Source organism: Synechococcus sp. MU1655, assembly GCF_023630655.1.
Taxonomy (GTDB): Bacteria; Cyanobacteriota; Cyanobacteriia; order PCC-6307; family Cyanobiaceae; genus Synechococcus_C.
This window is the reverse complement of the sequence record NZ_JAKUHK010000010.1, coordinates 1-17,295: the sequence shown is the minus strand read 5'-3', so window position 1 is coordinate 17,295 and position 17,295 is coordinate 1. Positions and strand designations below refer to the sequence as shown.

At 51.6% G+C, this 17,295-nt stretch carries 17 protein-coding genes; 9 read left to right on the top strand and 8 right to left on the bottom strand.

What is annotated here, in order from left to right; translation table 11 throughout:
* Nucleotides 1-122 precede the first annotated feature (122 nt).
* Both NCN04_RS01235 and NCN04_RS01230 read left to right on the top strand, forming a co-directional pair.
* On the top strand, nt 123-422 hold the full coding sequence (locus tag NCN04_RS01235) for a ferredoxin (protein ID WP_006043345.1): 300 nt from the start codon (nt 123-125) through the stop codon (nt 420-422).
* Nucleotides 423-521: 99 nt separating this feature from the next.
* Nucleotides 522-929 (top strand): DUF8632 family protein, encoded by a 408-nt coding sequence (locus tag NCN04_RS01230; protein ID WP_245407124.1) that lies wholly within the window; start codon nt 522-524, stop codon nt 927-929.
* 291 nt (nt 930-1,220) lie between these two features.
* Here the strand turns inward: NCN04_RS01230 and NCN04_RS01225 are convergent, their stop codons facing one another.
* The 4 genes from NCN04_RS01225 to rnz form a co-directional block, all read right to left on the bottom strand.
* Nucleotides 1,221-1,514, bottom strand: coding sequence for a DUF1330 domain-containing protein (locus tag NCN04_RS01225; RefSeq protein ID WP_250394918.1), 294 nt, complete (start codon nt 1,512-1,514; stop codon nt 1,221-1,223).
* Between the two features lie 213 nt (nt 1,515-1,727).
* The gene (locus NCN04_RS01220) at nt 1,728-2,633 is read right to left on the bottom strand and encodes a phycobilisome rod-core linker polypeptide (RefSeq protein ID WP_250394917.1); all 906 of its coding nucleotides are present in this window, start codon (nt 2,631-2,633) and stop codon (nt 1,728-1,730) included.
* A gap of 285 nt (nt 2,634-2,918) precedes the next feature.
* On the bottom strand, nt 2,919-3,431 hold the full coding sequence (psbV, locus tag NCN04_RS01215; RefSeq protein ID WP_048347122.1) for a photosystem II cytochrome c-550: 513 nt from the start codon (nt 3,429-3,431) through the stop codon (nt 2,919-2,921).
* Between the two features lie 116 nt (nt 3,432-3,547).
* Nucleotides 3,548-4,492 (bottom strand): ribonuclease Z, encoded by a 945-nt coding sequence (gene rnz, locus NCN04_RS01210; protein ID WP_250394916.1) that lies wholly within the window; start codon nt 4,490-4,492, stop codon nt 3,548-3,550.
* Between the two features lie 142 nt (nt 4,493-4,634).
* Here rnz and NCN04_RS01205 point away from each other — a divergent pair, with 142 nt between their 5' ends.
* The 5 genes from NCN04_RS01205 (at nt 4,635) to NCN04_RS01185 (ending at nt 13,266) form a co-directional block, all read left to right on the top strand.
* Nucleotides 4,635-6,020, top strand: a complete 1,386-nt coding sequence (locus NCN04_RS01205; RefSeq protein ID WP_250394921.1) for a SpoIID/LytB domain-containing protein — start codon at nt 4,635-4,637, stop codon at nt 6,018-6,020.
* Nucleotides 6,021-6,095: 75 nt separating this feature from the next.
* Nucleotides 6,096-6,842 (top strand): glucosamine-6-phosphate deaminase, encoded by a 747-nt coding sequence (locus NCN04_RS01200; protein WP_250394920.1) that lies wholly within the window; start codon nt 6,096-6,098, stop codon nt 6,840-6,842.
* A 1,443-nt stretch (nt 6,843-8,285) separates the two neighbouring features.
* Entirely contained in the window at nt 8,286-11,966 is a 3,681-nt protein-coding gene (locus NCN04_RS01195) for a hydantoinase B/oxoprolinase family protein (RefSeq protein WP_284498502.1), read from the top strand.
* A 755-nt stretch (nt 11,967-12,721) separates the two neighbouring features.
* Nucleotides 12,722-13,018: a hypothetical protein gene (locus NCN04_RS01190; RefSeq protein ID WP_250394914.1), complete on the top strand. Its 297-nt coding sequence runs from the start codon at nt 12,722-12,724 to the stop codon at nt 13,016-13,018.
* A gap of 44 nt (nt 13,019-13,062) precedes the next feature.
* Nucleotides 13,063-13,266, top strand: a complete 204-nt coding sequence (locus NCN04_RS01185) for a hypothetical protein (RefSeq protein ID WP_250394913.1) — start codon at nt 13,063-13,065, stop codon at nt 13,264-13,266.
* 854 nt (nt 13,267-14,120) lie between these two features.
* Here NCN04_RS01185 and NCN04_RS01180 read toward each other — a convergent pair.
* On the bottom strand, nt 14,121-14,297 hold the full coding sequence (locus tag NCN04_RS01180) for a hypothetical protein (RefSeq protein WP_250394912.1): 177 nt from the start codon (nt 14,295-14,297) through the stop codon (nt 14,121-14,123).
* Between the two features lie 334 nt (nt 14,298-14,631).
* Here NCN04_RS01180 and NCN04_RS01175 point away from each other — a divergent pair, with 334 nt between their 5' ends.
* Complete coding sequence (locus NCN04_RS01175; RefSeq protein ID WP_250394919.1) at nt 14,632-15,096, top strand: GNAT family N-acetyltransferase; 465 nt, start codon at nt 14,632-14,634, stop codon at nt 15,094-15,096.
* Between the two features lie 68 nt (nt 15,097-15,164).
* Here NCN04_RS01175 and NCN04_RS10610 read toward each other — a convergent pair whose 3' ends face one another.
* Nucleotides 15,165-15,299: a hypothetical protein gene (locus NCN04_RS10610; protein WP_284498500.1), complete on the bottom strand. Its 135-nt coding sequence runs from the start codon at nt 15,297-15,299 to the stop codon at nt 15,165-15,167.
* Between the two features lie 475 nt (nt 15,300-15,774).
* On the opposite strand from NCN04_RS10610, the gene NCN04_RS01170 reads away from it, so the two are divergent.
* The gene (locus tag NCN04_RS01170) at nt 15,775-15,924 is read left to right on the top strand and encodes a hypothetical protein (protein WP_157028599.1); all 150 of its coding nucleotides are present in this window, start codon (nt 15,775-15,777) and stop codon (nt 15,922-15,924) included.
* Between the two features lie 134 nt (nt 15,925-16,058).
* Here the strand turns inward: NCN04_RS01170 and NCN04_RS01165 are convergent, their stop codons facing one another.
* Nucleotides 16,059-16,469: a cupin domain-containing protein gene (locus NCN04_RS01165; protein ID WP_048347113.1), complete on the bottom strand. Its 411-nt coding sequence runs from the start codon at nt 16,467-16,469 to the stop codon at nt 16,059-16,061.
* A 233-nt stretch (nt 16,470-16,702) separates the two neighbouring features.
* Nucleotides 16,703-16,975 carry a DUF3303 domain-containing protein gene (locus NCN04_RS01160; RefSeq protein WP_250394911.1) on the bottom strand — a complete coding sequence of 91 codons (273 nt, stop codon included), beginning with the start codon at nt 16,973-16,975 and terminating at the stop codon, nt 16,703-16,705.
* Nucleotides 16,976-17,295 lie beyond the last annotated feature (320 nt).

The window sequence follows — 17,295 nt, the reverse complement described above, 5'->3', positions numbered from 1 at the left end:
CGTCTTTCATTGGGCTTGAATGGAAAACCCTGATGAATCCCGTACCAAGGCGTCTGTCCGATATAGAAAGGTTTGGTCCAGCAGATTCAGATCGATTCGATCTCTGCGCATTACATCCATCCATGGCTTCTTATAAGGTCACCCTGGTCAGCGAGAGCGAAGGCCTCAACAAGACCATCGAAGTTCCTGACGATCAGTACATCCTTGATGCTGCTGAAGAGCAAGGTATCGATCTTCCCTACTCCTGCCGTGCAGGCGCTTGTTCCACATGCGCAGGCAAAATCACTGCCGGTACTGTTGATCAGTCCGACCAGAGCTTCCTGGACGACGATCAGATTGAAGCTGGTTTCGTTCTGACCTGCGTGGCCTATCCAACCTCTGATTGCACCATCAAGACTCACGCTGAAGAAGAGCTCTATTGAGCCCTTTGGCTTTGAGTTGAGGTCGCCCTCGGCCGATCCTTTCGCCACCCTTGCGGGTGGCTTTTTAATGTGAGTACGGCTCTTGGCTTTGGTCATTCTGTGACACCTGTTCCTGCACTGCGTTCTGATGTTCAGGCACTGCTGGAGCATGGATCGGTGCACGCCAGTCCAGGCGGACAGTACAGCTTTCGGGTGATTGGTCCCTGTTGTCGTTTGTTTGATCGTGAGGAGCTGCCCTGGCCCTGTTGTCGCTTGGCTTGGCGCAGCAAAGAGCCGAGTTGGCGCCGGGTGGGGCGCAGGTTTGTGCCAGATCTGGCCTCGAGGCGCTGCCCCTCATATTCCGTTGAGTTGCTCCAGCCCGGCTCTCGCCCTACGGCTACGCTCCTAACTCTCTTCTCGATGCGCTTAACACCTGAGTTGCAGGAGTGGTGGTATAGCCGTTTGCCAAAATCAATGGTCGATTTGAATGACTCACCCCCGGAGCCTTTTGTTGAAGGAAGGGGTTGAAATGACTCTGCTAGGCAGGCTTCATTTTTTGGATAGATGTTATGAAGAGAGATGGGCTTGATCGTTGTTGTGCTTTTGAAGCGAATTTGTCGTTAAAATATTTTTGTTATTGGCTGATGTAATATACTTTTTGGAGTGTAGGGTTGATTGCTAGGGATATCCTTTGCTTCAACAAGCTCGTTCGACATGGCTCTGAATGCCTTAATCCTAGCCCTTGTGAAAAGCTAATTTTCTTTTTTAGGGTAATCCAAGCAGGCGGCATTTGTTGGCTGATTGTTTCTGATTGCTGTCTTAGTTTGTTAGTTCTTCTGTGATAGTGAGGTTGATGTCTGAATGCTGAAGCCTGAGATTGATTAACTCCTGGTATTCTTTTGATTCGTATGCAGTAACTGCTTGCTCTTTTGAATCAAATTCAACAATGATATTCACTGAGCCGGGAGTCCCTTCCCGCACCTCAGTTTCAAGATCGCGAATGAGTAAACGTGCGCCCACTGTTGGTAGCCAAGCGTTGAACTTGTTGATGAAGGGAACCATTCCCAAGGGGGTGTGAATAGTGCCAGTCACAACCCAATAGCCTTTTGCCATGGAATTAAAGTTTGGAAAAGCATAATTTCTCTCAGGCCTTGTAGGCGTACCGAAAGGAACTGAGCAGGAAGTTATGCACTGTGATAAACAATGATTTTAACAGGTCTAAGGATTCCGCAAATCTCTTCTCCCTCTGGTTGAGAGGTTTTCTTGTCCAGAGAGGCACGTATCCTGTTTGCAAAAATGCAGGATATGTGCCTCTGATTGGCTTCCTTAAGAAGAAAAGGCGTTATAGGCAATCGTGAGGATGATGCGGGTGATTTCGATTGTGCCCGCGATTGTTAGAACAGTTGCTGATTTTCTGATCCACGCTGCTGGCTTTCCTCTCTTCAGGATCATGTTTGCTCCTGAGAAATTCAGTGTTGATGCATGCGGGAAGGCAATGCTCTCTGCTTTTCCTGTTTTTAAGCCTTGGCTCAACTTTGAGTTGATGCCGATCGCTTTGTCGCTATAGGCGTATCCAAGACAAATCGCAGCCGTTCTGTTGAATGCTGATTGAGCTGATCCTGCTTGCGAACGCCAAGACCTCATGTAAGGAACTGTATGCCGTCCGAAAGTCTCTGAATATTCGGCTGAGTCCACCATTGAATCAATCACAGCCTGATGCCCGTTCGCTGCTTGGATCTCAATGTATTTTGTGATCTCGCGCTGATCATGAGGTGTTCTGCCTAAAATATGTTTGAGATCAAGTTCAATCGTTCTTTCTGGTGAGCATTTGTCGTAAAAGTTTTTCTTGTAGAAATCGGATTTTGCGAGCCCACGCACGAAACCTTGAATCGAAATGCGTCCATCTTTTAATTCTGCTTCAAGAGAAGCGGATCTCTCGTTGTCCATGACGTGTGCATTGCCATAGACATGTTGATAGGCAGCGCTTATCGCGTTCTCTAGTGACTCCTGAGAGATGTCTGGGAATTCCTCGAAAGTGACTTTGGTCCCGCATTGATCGTGCAGGCGAGGGCCGATCGCTAGTTTCATTCCCTCGCACTGTCTTCGCTGGAATTCGCTATTGCTTAGTGCTGCGGACTTGGATGATTTAGTCTGACCGCTCTTGAATGAGATAGAAGGCTTCGTTTCGCGTTCACCGCCAAAGCTTGTGATGACTGAGGTGGAAGACAGCATTGCTGAAAAGACTCCAAATTTCTTTTGCTTGAATTAATTTATCTTGAATGGCTTGTATCGTTAGGCAGTCTGATTAAAATTTTTGTTTCGCAAGGTAGTAACATTTTGTTTAAAGTGGGTTGATATGTGTTTATCGGCTTCTCGTTTTTGGAGGTATTCGGCTCAAGGTTCGGGATGCTTTTGTCGCTGGATGGCATGCGTGATCGACGCATAAATAAAAGGCCTCAGGCAAGCCTGAGGCCTTCGGCCGATTATTTGTGTGGGGTAATTATCTAATCAAAAGATTTAGAAGTAAATTTTTCCGCCGCCCCATTCCACACCCAAGACTTTCGGAGCCACAAGGATGTATCCAGACATCAGGCGAAGATCCTCGTCGGTGAGATCGCGCATGGCGGGATAGAGATCGCGGCTGCGCATGCTGGGATGCAAATCGGCGATGCTGTACTCACCGTCATACGACGTGGGGTCTTGCAGGTAATCCACGAGAGACGCAACGTTGTCACGGGCTGGAGTGGCCAGTGCAAGCGTTTCCGTATCCAGGCCAACATTCTGGTTGGTTTTGGTGATACCGCCGGCGTGGCAGGTGCCGCAGCTGACGTTGAACACCTTCCGACCTGTCTTGATTTCCTGCTCACTGAAGGTGACCAGGGCGCCATCGCCGTCAGCTGGCACCGTGAGGATCTCGGCATCCCACTGGGCGGCCTGGGCGGGGGTACTGATCAACAGTCCAAGCAGCACTGGCAGGGCGATCAGCAGTCGATTCAATGATCGACGCAATGTGGAGAAAAAAGAGGCCATGAAAGATGTCAGAGACTGACGTAGACAGCGCACCAAGTCCTTGTATCACGGGGTGGGATGCGGATGAGGCACTAGAGGGTCTAGTGATCACGAACTGTTGCAGCGCGCGTCCCTCATTACGAGGGATTAACGACCACATTGAGGAAATCCTTGGCCAAAATTGTGTTCGGGAAAATGGCACGGGCCTCGGCGACTAAATCGTCGGCTGTGACTGCGTTTCCAGGGGCATAGCGAGGGCTGAGATGGGTCAGTGCTAGCTGCTTAACACCGGCTTCCGCAGCGGTCTGGGCCGCCATGGTGCTTGTGGAATGTTGCCTCTTGAAAGCCATGTCGGCTTCAGCATGGGAGAAGGTCGATTCATGGATCAGGAGGTCGGCACCCTGAGCCAACTGCACAGCTGCTTCGCAGAAGACGGTGTCGGTGCAATACACAACGCTTACACCAGGTTGTTCTGGCCCGCATAAGGTCCTGCCATCAATGGTTCGACCGTCGTCCAGCGTGACCGATTCGCCGCGCTTCAGAGCTGCGTAGACAGGCCCCGGAGGGATCTCTAGCTCTCGCGCCTTGTCGATATCAAAGCGACCTGCTTTTGGTTTTTGTTCGGCTCGATAGGCGTAGGCCGGAACGCGATGGTTGAGAGGGGCCGCGGTCACGATCAGATCGTCGTCTTCAAACACAACGGTGTTCTGTTCAGCTGCTTCACGCACACGATGGATTGCAAGCGGGTAGCCGATGCGAGTGGAACTCGTGCGCAGAACCCCTTGGAGATAGGCATCCAAGGGGTCAGGGCCGTAGAGGTCTACACCGTTGCTTGTGCTGCCAAGCCCCAAACTTGCCAACAGCCCTGGGAGGCCAAAGACATGGTCACCATGCATATGGGTGATGAACACCCTCCTCAGTTGGGACAGGCGCAAGTCGCAGCGTAAAAATTGATGTTGGGTTCCCTCCCCGCAATCGAACAACCACAGTTCCGATCTCTGCGGCAAACGCAGCGCCACAGACGAGACATTGCGACCACGGGTGGGCACGCCTGAACTGGTTCCAAGAAAGGTGACCTGCACGTCTCAACGCGCTAAGCCATCAAATCTGCCATGTGGACCTGGCCGCTTTCGAATCGTCAGGTCACACTGAGCTCCCTGGTTTCAGCTTGCAGTGGTCTCCCGTCCGTCAGCGCTCTGTTCCGTCCTGACTGCCGCCCTGACCATGCCGATGGCTGTCATGGCGGTTGGCTTTGACCAGAGGGCTGTGCAGGCTGCACAGGAGCCCTCGATGCGAGTGCTCCTGTCACAAGCTCCGTTGGTGCGTTTAAGAGCTGATGGAGAGCAGCCATTCCTGGTCCGTGGTCTTGGCCGCGGCGATCAGCGCATGCGCTCCATGGACGTGAGCCTGAGAGCGGGGCGCCTCTTGATCAGCGGTCAAACGAGCAACGGTTCGGATCTCCAGCTCTCAGCTCGTTCGGCGATTGAGGTGAACAGCAACGATCCACGGGGGGTTTGGCTGGGTTCCCGCCGCTATCGGGGCAGGTTGCAATTTTTGGTGCGTGCCGGCCAGGTCCAGGTGGTGAATCACCTCGGTATCGAAACCTATTTGGCGAGTGTTGTGGGGAGCGAAATGCCCCACAAGTGGCCCTTACCAGCCTTGCAAGCTCAGGCGGTCGCGGCGCGCACTTATGCCCTCAGACAGCGTGGGAAGGCTGGAGACTTCGATGTGAAGGCCACTGTGTCCAGCCAGGTGTACCGCGGGGTTGAATCCGAAACCCCCAGCACGATCGAAGCGGTAGAAAGTACGCGCTCTTTGGTCTTAGTACATGCTGGCAGGCTGATCAATGCTGTGTTTCACAGCAGCTCAGGTGGTGCAACGGAACCCAGTGGTGAGGTTTGGCGCAATCAACTTCCCTACCTGGTCAGCGTTGCGGATCACGATCAGCACAGTCCCGTGCATCGCTGGAACAAACGTTTTAATGATGATGAGCTGCGTGGCCTCTTCCGTGAAACCGGAGGCGTCAAGAGCTTGCAGGTGCTCAAGACAAGCTCAACCGGTCGGGTGCGTACGGCGCGTGTGCAAGGCCCCCGTGGTTCTTTGGTATTGACGGGGAGAGAGCTGCGCAAGCGTCTCGGCCTCAAAAGCACGATGGTTCAATTCGAGCTCATCAATGGCTCCAGTGCGTCTTCAGCCACATCTGCTCAGAGAGCCCGCCAATCAGTTCCTCAAGCATCAACGCAGGCAGCCCCACCTTTGATCGGTCTCTGGCAAGACTCTGCAAGTGGTCTTGCCACCCCAGCCAGGCCCTCCGGTCGACTGGCGTCTCTCCTGCCACCTCCCCCTCTCCCCCCTCTCAACCAGTCAGCTTTTAATCAGCCACGTCCTGGCTTCAGGGTGGGTGAGATGGTTCTCGAAGCTCGTGGTCAAGGCTTTGGCCATGGGGTTGGGATGAGTCAGTGGGGAGCCCATGGTCTGGCGCTTCAAGGTGCTGATTTTCGTCAGATTCTTTTGCACTACTACCGCGGTGCAGAAATTCGCCCCTACCGCTCTAGTGATGACCCAGCTGTGGCGCTTCGGCTCCGTTCAGAGTCAGCCTGGTGGGGTTGACGTCAGTGGCAGTTCATCGTGCTCAAGATTTCAGACACGATCACCATCGTGCGCAGGCGCAATCCGCTGCAGCTCATGGAGGCTGTGGTTGATCAGCTTGAGCAAGGCCTGCAGGACTCTCTTGAGCACCAGGCGTTTCGGCCCCTGGGTTTGGCGACGGGACGCACCATGGAGCCGCTTTACGCCGCATTGGTTTCGCGTTTAAGCAACTGGCCTACGGGTCGTCTGACGCGTTTGCGTCAGCGCTGGCTCAGTTTCAATCTTGATGAATATGTGGGTTTGGCACCGGAGCATCCCAGCTCTTTCTCTTCCTTTATGGGGCATCACCTAGTGCGGCCCCTAGGGCTTAATCCTGCCCAAGTGTTGTTACCAGATGGAGCTGCTGCCGATCCTCACGCGGCCGCTGATCGCTTTGCGGCCGAGATCCACATTGCTGGGGGGATTGGCTCGCAGCTGTTGGGCTTGGGCAGCAATGGACATGTGGGATTTAACGAGCCCCCATGTGGTCCAGATGAGCGCTGTCGTGTGGTCAGACTCAGCCCCGCTACGCGATCGCAAAATGCCTCTTCGTTCCAGGGCAGTCCAGCGTTGGTTCCGGAGGAAGCGATCACCCTGGGCCTCCACGAGATCCTCGCGGCAAAGGAACTTCACTTGATCGTGACCGGTGCTCCTAAGGCGGGGATCCTGCGCAAGGCTTTGGATCTTGATGGTGATCCAGAGGTGCCTGCCAGCTGGCTACGGCGTCACCCAAAACTTTGGTTGTGGGTGGACGATGCAGCATGGGTTGAGGGGGGGGCGTGCACCCAAAACGATTACCAATGAAAACGTTTCAACTGCTTCAAACACTGTCACTATTCTTACTCATGTTCTCCTGTTCTTTGGAGGATGAGGAGCAGAGAATTAAGACCACCTGTGCTCTTAAAAATTCCGGACAATTGACAACTGCGGAAGCAATTGAAAAGTTGGGGAAACAAGACTTGCCGGAACAAGTTTTTGAAATTGATGAGTTCTGTGAGCCCTATACAAAATAAATAATGAAAAAGACATTGCTTCTCATTCCTCTCCTGATTTCGTTGGTCGCATGGTCTTCGGAAGAAGAGAAGACCTGAAGGGCTTGCGCTCTCTGCTCTATAAGTCAAATCTCAAGATCACAGTCAGGGAGAGGGATTGGGGTTGCTGAACATTCGAAGCAAATGGGTTGTTAGAGGTTTCTGCATGTTCTGTAACTAGATTTTTGAATTGCTAAGTTAATCAATAGTCCGTTCATGGGTCTTGCATGTGATCGCTTGAAGTGGAAACACTTCTGTGTTTTTTGCTGCACGGCAGGCTGATGCAATGGTTGGCACTGCTACCGCTAGACCACAGGAGCATTCAGTCACACGAGAGATACGGATGGGTCACACCTTTTGCGTCCTCACGGGACATCGTTGAGAAGTCGAAAGCAGTCATTGTGGGAGGAGTAAGCACCCTCCCATTTTTATGTCCTTCGAACAGTCGTTGAGGCTTTGAGGTCTTGCGGCTAACTGGAGTTTCAAGGACATCGAACATTCACCCGAGCCATCTTCAAAGGGAGCCATTGCTGGGAAGAGTGGCTCAACCTCACACACACCAAGACAGAGGATTAAACCCCTCTGTTTTTTATGGGGCAACAGCATCTCCCCATACAGGTTCCGCCTGCTTCCATATCCCTGCTTGCTTAGGTGTTTCCAGAGTTGCTTTGCTGAGTATTTGATGAGTAAGTGGTAATAAAACTCACAAGGTTTAATAAAATCCAATTTCCCCATCACCCACTCCGCAAGGCATCTGCCTTACGGGGTTTTTTATGTCCTTAAACGGAGATGAGTATGTATCTCTACGGACACCGACACAGTCACACGCTTGTATTGGTTAGGGCCAGGATGTTGGGAAGCGTCCTGCTTTGAACGGTCGGTTGTGAAGACGCCCGTTCTTTTTTATGGCTCAACACCATCGCCCCATACAGGTGTCGTTTGTGATCAACCTTGTTTGCGTAGGTGCTTCCACTGTTGCTCTGTGCCTAGGCATTCTTGATCTGTTCTCTCTGGAAATAATCGATATTGATTCAGGTGTTTCCGTCGATTTGAGCCTCCAATACATCGATTTCGGAATTTGAAGAGGCAAGTCTTCTGTTTGATGGGCTGAGGGCTGCGACTGATGGATCTGCTAGCTGTGGCTTACCAGTGATTTCACTGCAAACGCCTGCTCCTAATACATGCCGATTCTCGGACTACACATCGCTAAAACCCCTTGGAATCACTAGGCTCTGAAGGGTCGTGGCAATTTTGGGTTGACCGTGGCGGAACATTCACGGATCTGGTGGGTCGCGCCCCCAGTGGTGAGCTTGTGGTTCGCAAAGTGCTCTCAGAGCCAACGATCAATCGTGGTGATCCCGCGGTTTGTGCCATCCGTGAGGTGATGGGTTTGCCTGCGGCGGCCCCAATCCCGCCAGGTTTGATCCAGGAGGTGCGATTGGGGACAACAGTCGCGACCAATGCCCTGCTTGAGGGGGCAGGGGAGCCTGTTCTGTTGATCACCAACAAGGGTCTGGCGGATTTGTTGTTGATTGGTGATCAGCATCGCCCTGATCTGTTCGCGCTGGAGATTCCTGCTCCGACGTCGTTGGCTGTGGCCGTTGTTGAATCCGGGGGGCGATTGAATGCCGATGGGGAGGAGGTGGAACCTCTTTGCGTCGATGAAGAGCTGGAGGCAACGCTGCGCGCTCATCGGAGTGCTGGTATCAACGCCTGCGCCATTGCCCTGATGCATGCGTGGCGAGAGCCGTGCCATGAGAGGCAACTGGCTCAGTTGGCGCAAACGATGGGGTTCACCACGGTGGTTTGCTCCCACCAGGTAAGCCCACTGCCGCGCTTGGTCCCCCGGTCTCAGACCACCGTTGTTGAGGCGGCGGTGGAAGAGCTGCTCTTTCGCTATCTCCAGCAAGTGATGCAGTCACTTGGAGGGAAGGTACGACTGCGGGTGATGACCTCGAGTGGCGCCTTGCAAGGTCTTGAACAACTGTTGGCGAAGGACACCATTCTCTCCGGGCCTGCTGGAGGAATGGTCGGTGCCGTTGCAGCAGCAGAGGCGGCTGGTCTGGCAGATCAGCCGCTCGTGGGGGTCGACATGGGTGGCACCAGCACCGATGTGTTCTGTTTGCCAGCAGGTGCCTCTGACAAGGACTGGGAGCGCAGCGCTGAGACCAAAATTGCAGGCCTCGAGTTGTCTGCTGCACGACTGCCGATCCATACCGTCGCCGCAGGTGGGGGCTCGATTATTCGGGGTGATGGCGATCGTTTACAGGTTGGCCCTCGCTCTGCAGGTGCTAGCCCAGGACCAGCTTGCTATCGCTGTGGCGGCCCCTTAACGATCACCGACGCCCATCTTTTTCTCGGTCGATTACAGGTGGAGGCCTTTCCCCCCGTGTTTGGGCCAGCTGCGGATTTGCGTCCGGATCTTGAGGTGGTCCGGCAGCGCTTTGGGGAGCTTGCTTGCCGGTTGGGACGTGATCCTGAGTCGCTTGCGGAGGGCGCTCTTGACCTCGCCGTGGAAATGATGGCGGGTGCCATACAGCAGGTGTCGTTGCTTCGTGGTCACGACATCCGTGCTGGGACGCTGGTGGCCTATGGCGGAGCTGCTGGCCAATTGGCGTGCCGAGTTGCGGGAGTGCTTGGGCTCAGTCAAGTGTTGATCCATCCACTCGCTGGCGTGTTGTCGGCTTTTGGCCTGGGTCAGGCACGCCTGCGGGAATGGCGTCAGGTCGTTGTTCGCCGTGCTCTCAGAGAAGAAGTGTTGGCTTCCATTCCTGGAAGGATTCGCCAGGAGTTGGCCTTTGCAGAGGAGAAGCTGCAGGCCGCTGGGGCAGGCCATGCGTCCCAATTTGAGCACCGCATTCGGCTTGAACTTCGCGATGCTGCCTCCGAACAGGGATTGCTGATCCCGATCACCGATCTCACCTCCACTTTGCAACTTTCAAGGTTGGAAGGTGATTTCGATCAAGCCCACCGGCAGCGCTTTGGCTACAAGCCTCCCCGCACTACAGCCTTGATTCTGGAGCGATTGGAGGTTGAGGTTTTTACGGCACCAGCACGCGTTCATAACGACACCCTCATGGCATCAGCGCCACAGTCGGTGTCTGAATCTTTCAGCACAACAGCCACCATTCACTGGGCTGGGATTGGTTGGCGACAAGTTCCGGTGGTGCAGCGTTGCGATGCTGTGTTGCAAGAGTCCTTGCAAGGCCCAGCCTTGATCCTTGACCCCACGGGCTGCACCGTGCTGGAGCCTGGCTGGTCGGCCCACTGCGACTCCGCAGGAAGCTTGCTACTCACTGCTGCTGAGCTGCCGGTCCAAAGGTCATCTCGGGATCAGGTTGTTGATGTTCCAGATCCGGTGGACCTAAGCCTGTTTCATCACCGTTTCATGGTGATTGCTGAGCAGATGGGGGAGCGACTTCGGCAGACGAGTCGTTCAGTGAATATTCGCGAGCGGCTGGACTTTTCCTGTGCGCTGTTTGATCACCACGGGGCATTGGTTGCCAATGCTCCCCATATCCCTGTGCATTTGGGCTCTATGGGTGAGGCGGTGGTGGACCTGCTGCACCAGATCCAACGCGGTGAACGCCCGCCTTTGGAACCGGGCGAAACAGTGCTGAGTAATGACCCCTATCACGGGGGCACCCATCTCCCAGACATCACGGTGATGACCCCTGTCTTCGGAGAGGGGGAACGGCCGAGTTACTACGTTGCTTGTCGCGGACATCACGCTGATGTCGGTGGCCTCACGCCTGGGTCCATGCCTCCTTTCAGTCGTGAGATCGGAGAGGAAGGCCTACGGCTCCGCAACTGGTCACTCCTGCGTGGTGGCGTCTTGGATGTGGATGGCTGGAACGCGATTTTGAAGGCAGAGCGGCAGTCGCCGCGCTCTCCTGATGTGCTTTGGGCGGATTTGCAGGCTCAGGTGGCAGCCAACCGCCTCGGCGTAGAGCATCTTGAACAGTTGATGCAGCGAGAGGGACCTGGGCGCGTCAGTCGTTATATGCGCTTTGTTCAAACCCATGCGGCGGAAACGGTGCGTCGTGTGATCAGTCGTTTGGCGGATCAGCAGTTCACTGTGGAGTTAGACCATGGCGGCCGTTTGCAGCTTGCTTTGCATGTGGACCACACAGCGCGAACGGCTTGCCTTGATTTCACTGGGACGAGCCCCCAAGGAGACCACAACTTTCATGCTCCGCTAGCGGTCACCAAAGCAGCTGTGTTGTATGTCCTGCGCTGCTTGGTGGATGAAGCAATACCCCTCAATGCGGGTTGCTTTGAGCCGCTTACTTTGGTGGTTCCGCAGGGTTCACTGTTGAATCCCCTCCCCCCAGCGGCAGTGGTGGCAGGCAATGTGGAGACTTCTCAGGCGCTCTGCAACCTGTTATTCGCAGCGATGGGTGTGATGGCCGCGGCGCAGGGAACGATGAACAACCTCACGTTTGGGGATGAACGATCTCAGTATTACGAGACGATTTCTGGGGGTGGTGGGGCAGGTCCGGGATTTCACGGTTCATCCGGCGTACAAACCCACATGACCAACTCCAGACTCACGGATCCGGAAATCCTCGAGCAACGATTCCCTGTGCGTTTGGAACGCTTTGAGCTACGTCGGGGTAGTGGGGGGAAAGGTTGCTGGTCAGGTGGTGATGGACTTGAGCGTCAGATTCGTTTTCTTGCTCCGATGACGGTGGCTTTGCTGTCTGGGTCTCGCCGTGTGGCGCCATTTGGTTTGGCTGGTGGGCAGCCAGGTGCTCTGGGGATGACTTGGATAAGTGAAGGTGGCGGCCCTTGGCAAGAACAACCAGGCTGTTTCGAGCAGAGGGTGGAAACGGGTGATCGATTTTGGATTGCAACGCCCGGTGGCGGTGGTTGGGGAATGGCAGAACCAACCTGATCAATCAAAGAGTAAATGTTTTCGAGTCGCTTAGACGGCATCCCCCTTTTGCGGGGTCAAGTTGGATTAAAATGTATTATGAAAACCAGCTTGAAAAAAGTTTTTAACGGCATTATTTAGAGGAAATCATGATCTTCAGAGTTTTCATCTTGACCGGCTTGAATAAATAGAGCGCTCAGGAATGGGATGATGCAGATGCCAACGAATAATTCCATAGAGCTAATACTGTTGTCCATTCACCATGCCCCGTGATCGTCATAAGGGGGCGTATTGGTTGTTACCCGGATGATCGTTTTTGGTTAAGCCTGATGCTAAATCTCTGTGATGAGTATTTTGACCTTTGGCGAATTTGTAGCTATTGATGCAAATTGTGCTCTGCTTTTTGGGAGTTGATTTGTGTGGTGGAGTGGCTCTTATGCCTCTCGCCTGAAAAGCGAAAACTGCCTTCAGGAGAGAGGTTGTCACTCCTTAATAGAGCAATGAACCGTTTGAAACAGGGCCTTTAGAGGAAAATATTGTGGTTGCCCCCTTTGGCATTGTTGATTCAATGTTCGGTGAATGGGTCCGATTCAGTCTGGTTTGATCTACGAAATAAGGCATGGCCAGCCCAGTCTTGGCCGGATGCTCTGGACTGGCAGCTATGGGCCTCGGATATTTTATGATGCGTGTTCTCTAACACCTTGTTATGTATCTGAATTAACCAGGATGGTAGAAACCGATGTCATATTTTTTTGAAGCAACGGGTTCATGATCCGATGAGCGAAATTGAAGCATTTCGACAGCAGTTGTTAGAGGCTAATTCTCGCTGTTCTTCTGGTAGTAATGATCCAATCTCTTCGAATGAAAGGAGGGACCTGATCCATGTAGACCTTGCTGTCGCCCATCAGGCATTGGATAGAATTACTGACAACCTTTTGAAGGAAATGAGTAAGGCCTACAGTAACGAGGCTTTGAGCTATTATGCACAGTTGCGTGGTGAACTGTGTGCTTACTTTAATGGAGTGTCCTTACTGTTAGATGACTATCGCGATGGAATTGAGCAGGCTCAATAATCCAATACCCACTAGTTGTCCTACACTTTTTTGAGGCTGGATTTATGGCTCCCGGTAAATATAGCGATAAGTTTGATTCTATTGATGCAAAACAGGTGCCTCTAAGTGGGATCGTATTAAGCCATTCTAAGGCGATTGAGAAGTCTTCCCTCTCTGATTGTCCTCAGATTCCTCGCCATCGATTGAGTCAAGAGTTTGAAGATGTTGCGACTGAGGTTAGCTGGGATGAGCTGACGGGAAGAAAATAAACGCTTTGCACGCGCAGGGGTTTATTGTTTGTATTCACAAAGTGAAAGGAAGTGAGGTGATGATGCAGTGTAGAGCTTCTGCTTGATCCTATTCGTTGGTTCTATTTTACCTATTGCTTTGACAGCTTTAGAGAGGGTTTTGATTTTAGGGGTCTGTATTGACTGAGCTTTGCGACTCTGTCTAGCATGTCAACATGCCTAGGGTTGCGGATCAGTTTATATCTATTGCTGATCAGTATGTTGCTTGCTTGTTCATGAAAGCTCGCCTTGTCTTTTGTTGCTTTTGGTTTGAAGCTGATGCCTAATTAACAAGAAAACACCCAAATATTAGTCTATGAATTCGATTGGAATTACGAAATTTGAGAGGTCGCCCCTCCCGGATGGAAGAGACGGCCTAGCTCGCTCGTTTGTGCATATCGCGAACCAATCTTCAGTGAATGTGTATCGGAGAAGCGTGAACCTCGAAACGACAACAGTGAACTGAAAGAGGAGTGCGAAGCGTCTGGCGTGTGGCGCCTGGGGCCTGGTTCCTAAGTGGTGAGTGGTTGAACTCCTTAGGGCACCTGTTTCGGTGCAGATGGAGTATCGGCCGTTATGGCTCCTCCGATCTCGATACAGCAAGTGTGGCGCGTTGCTATCAGAACCAAAACCGATGAGATTAGGAATGGCTCGGATTTTGTTCTCGCTTGAATAGTGGGATGGCATTATTGCCTGGCCCGGCTCAGGTCAAACGCAGACCGAGTAAAGCGTTCTTCTCAGGGAAGGGCGGAGCACAGGCAACCAAGACCAGGAATGGAACGGCTGCTTTCGTTCTGAGCGGCAATTGGTGTTCTGGCCCACTCATCCCTTGGAGATCATTCAGTGTCTGATTTGATTTGATTCTCTTCTTGCCTCTTTTGCTGAATTTTTTTGGCTCGCTGCTGCACTTCGTACTTGGAATTTCGTGTAAAAGAATAGAAAAAGACCACTAGAACTGCTGCCAGCCCCAGAGCCAAGAAAACAACATAATATCCAGGTAAAATATCCAGCATGTTGATTATATGTTTCAAGAATCTAGCATGAAAGGCATTTGGGGTCTAGTGCTCCAGCTTTTGTTGCTGTGGAAGCACTTGTCATACTAAAACTACTGAATGCATGGGATCCATGATTGATTCCCTCGGGCTTTGGCTGTTTTGCATATAGTTTTGTCATTGATTTCTATGAGTGTTTGTTTTGGCGATGCTGTCTTCCATCAGAGCTTGCTCATTGAGGTTGTCCTGATGAACCTCTTGGAGGTCACGCGTTTTGGAGGTCATCCTTTTGAGTGAAGGGCAAGATATAGAGCTTCGGCCGATACATCATTTGGATGAAACGGCCTTGTCCGGAGTGATTCGGGCCGCACTTGTTGAATTTGGTGCTGATCGCCCCGGTTTTGCTTGGCAAGATCCGGAGCTTGATGCCATGAGCAAGACCTACGCCGCCTCTGGATGGATTTATTACGTGGCAGTAGAGGGTGGGAATATTCTCGGAGGAGCTGGAATTGGCCCTTTAAGTGGTGTGGAAGCTACTTGCGAATTGCAGAAAATGTACTTAGCTCCTTCAGCACGGGGGAAGGGTGTTGGTTGCCGGCTTATGGCGAACCTGTTGGAACAAGCTCGCGTGTTGAATTATCGCTGGATTTATCTCGAAACTCTTTCAGCAATGGTGGCGGCTCAACGGCTTTATCGGACTTGGGGATTCCTAAAGATCGAAAAGCCCCTTGGTCAAACAGGACACGGTGGTTGTGATAGTTGGTTTCTCAAGGAACTGCATGGGCCTGGGGTTTTTGGAGAGCTTGAGGTTGACTGCTGAACACTAGGAATGAGGATGGCAAGACCAAGATTGAAGCGTTTATCCAGATGCTTTGCCCCTACAGAAGCTCATGTGTTGTTGTTGTTCTCCTCTTTCAGGTCTATGCCAAGATCTTTCATGGCTGAAATTGTATCAGCCACGGCTGGTACGTAGGCAATTCTTCGTCTGACTTTGTCGAGCAGATCACTGACCTTGGCTTGCATTCGTTGACTGATTTTCAATGTTCCTCTCCCATTTCAGCTGAATGCGTCTTTACTTGTGTCAAGTTTAGCGGTCTTCATTGCCTGTCTTTGATGTTGTTTGTGGAATTTAATTTTAATGGTTGATTGAATTCTAGGTGTCAGCTCTAAGCTCTAACCAGGGTTGTTTTGATGCCGCAATGGTTCTTTCTCCCCTGAATGGGTGAGTCAAATGGTGTTTGTTGTCACCCGTTTGGGGGAGCCTTTTTGGAGGGTCTTGGGCGATAATAATTGTACGGCTAAATTTTTGTCTTTGATGTCTGAATTGCCATTCTTTGTTGTGAAGAAAGAGCGAAGAGAGCTCATTGCGTTGATGTCTGTTCCCTTTAACTGTGAACCCAATGATTGCCAGATGGAGATCTGTTTCGCGAATTTTGTGTCTGAGATGACAGCACCTACTTCGCTTCGTTTTCTCTCCATGATTAGGGGGTAAGCGAAAGTGGATCAAAAACAACGGGCCGCTGCATATCGATTACTTGCGGCAATAGAAGCCAATGAAGTTGCAAAGGAGGATGCCATTGCCTATGGTAATTGGTATTCACATTTGCTTGAACACTTGAAAGCTGATGAGCAGGAGTGTGATGAATAAGGGGTGTTCCTGTTCGGTGATGCCATTCCATCCCTAAGTTCCATGGACTGTTATGTTTTTAACCGGTGATTGTTTCTATCTGTGCAGATGCAGATTTCTATCAAGGATTGCTGACCAGTACCCAGTGCTGCTTGTTACGGACTGGTCTGCGGATGGGTGAGAACTGTTGTGGGCATTGCCTTCTCTCCCGCATAAAAAACAATTAGATCTACATCTACATTGCCTAAGGCTGTCCCGGCATGAATCGTGTTGACGACTTCAATCAAAGCATCACCTTTTCTGTAAATCTTTTGACTGCCATCTTTTAATTTGAGTTCTAATGTCCCTTCTAGAATCACTGCTGCATTGATCACAGGATGGTAGTGCCAGGGTAAGGTCATTCCGCTTGGCACTTGGATCCGAAGGATTTTGATCTTGGGCTGCCCATCGGGATAATTAGGCAGCATGTTGCCATTCCACATTTTGCTGGAGTTTGCTAATTCTTCGATCTTGACGCCATGGCTTGTAGAATGCTCGTCATGGCTTTTTGCAAGTAATGGTGACAATAGTGATAATGTAAGGGATAAAGATAAAGAGGAGAATATTTGAGTGGTTCGTCTACTTCTGAAATATTTTGTTGTTGAGGTAGGGTTCATTTCTTGCTCTTAGCTGTCTTTAATTATGCTAATGCAAAATCTTTTGTAGATCAAATGATATCTGGAGGCTGCCTATCGGAAGGAATAGATCCCGCACAACAAAGGATCAGCTGTTGGCGGGCGTTCCTTTCTTAGGGTGGAGATCAGCTGTAAACCTTGGCCATGAAGGGACCTGCCTGGTCGTCAGAATGAACAGGTGTTACTTCCCAGTTCAAGCACTCTGCCCATTCAGCCGCGTGTTCGTAGCAGGCATCAGCATTATCTGCTTCAACCAAAATCCAGCCTTCTACCGAGCCAGGACCGTGAAACCGCTTCCATGATTTGCATTCCGGGAACGGCGCACCTGTTGATAAAAACTTTTTCGCCGCAATTGCGTGGTAACCAGTTTTGAATGTCCAATGCATCAAAAAGGTCATGAATGCTCATTAATGAAGACGTCTTCATTTTGCATGGTTTGCCGAGAGCACGTGTAGCCTGTGATACAGCGATTGGCGTTGTTGCTGCGTTTTGCGGTTTATGGTCACGCACGAAAAGCGATTGGATGATTGTTCTAACGACGGGGTTTTGAACAGCTGGTTGCTTGTAAAAAATGACAAGAAGATAGCTGTTGCAGTTGATCACAACCCGAGTGACCAGATGTTCTTTACTCCTAATGAATATAATCTATTCATGGCTCCAGCCAGAACCGGTAAGTGAATCAAATAAGCAGCAAAGCTAGCCGCTCCTGCTTTGACTA

Coding starts and splice junctions, on each gene's coding strand:
- NCN04_RS01190 (WP_250394914.1), top strand. CDS start 12,722: ATGAGCGAAATTGAAGCATTTCGACAGCAGTTGTTAGAGGCTAATTCT.
- NCN04_RS10610 (WP_284498500.1), bottom strand. CDS start 15,299: ATGCAAGCCAAGGTCAGTGATCTGCTCGACAAAGTCAGACGAAGAATT.
- NCN04_RS01185 (WP_250394913.1), top strand. CDS start 13,063: ATGGCTCCCGGTAAATATAGCGATAAGTTTGATTCTATTGATGCAAAA.
- NCN04_RS01235 (WP_006043345.1), top strand. CDS start 123: ATGGCTTCTTATAAGGTCACCCTGGTCAGCGAGAGCGAAGGCCTCAAC.
- psbV (WP_048347122.1), bottom strand. CDS start 3,431: ATGGCCTCTTTTTTCTCCACATTGCGTCGATCATTGAATCGACTGCTG.
- NCN04_RS01200 (WP_250394920.1), top strand. CDS start 6,096: ATGGAGGCTGTGGTTGATCAGCTTGAGCAAGGCCTGCAGGACTCTCTT.
- NCN04_RS01220 (WP_250394917.1), bottom strand. CDS start 2,633: ATGCTGTCTTCCACCTCAGTCATCACAAGCTTTGGCGGTGAACGCGAA.
- NCN04_RS01225 (WP_250394918.1), bottom strand. CDS start 1,514: ATGGCAAAAGGCTATTGGGTTGTGACTGGCACTATTCACACCCCCTTG.
- NCN04_RS01180 (WP_250394912.1), bottom strand. CDS start 14,297: ATGCTGGATATTTTACCTGGATATTATGTTGTTTTCTTGGCTCTGGGG.
- NCN04_RS01160 (WP_250394911.1), bottom strand. CDS start 16,975: ATGACCTTTTTGATGCATTGGACATTCAAAACTGGTTACCACGCAATT.
- NCN04_RS01205 (WP_250394921.1), top strand. CDS start 4,635: ATGCCGATGGCTGTCATGGCGGTTGGCTTTGACCAGAGGGCTGTGCAG.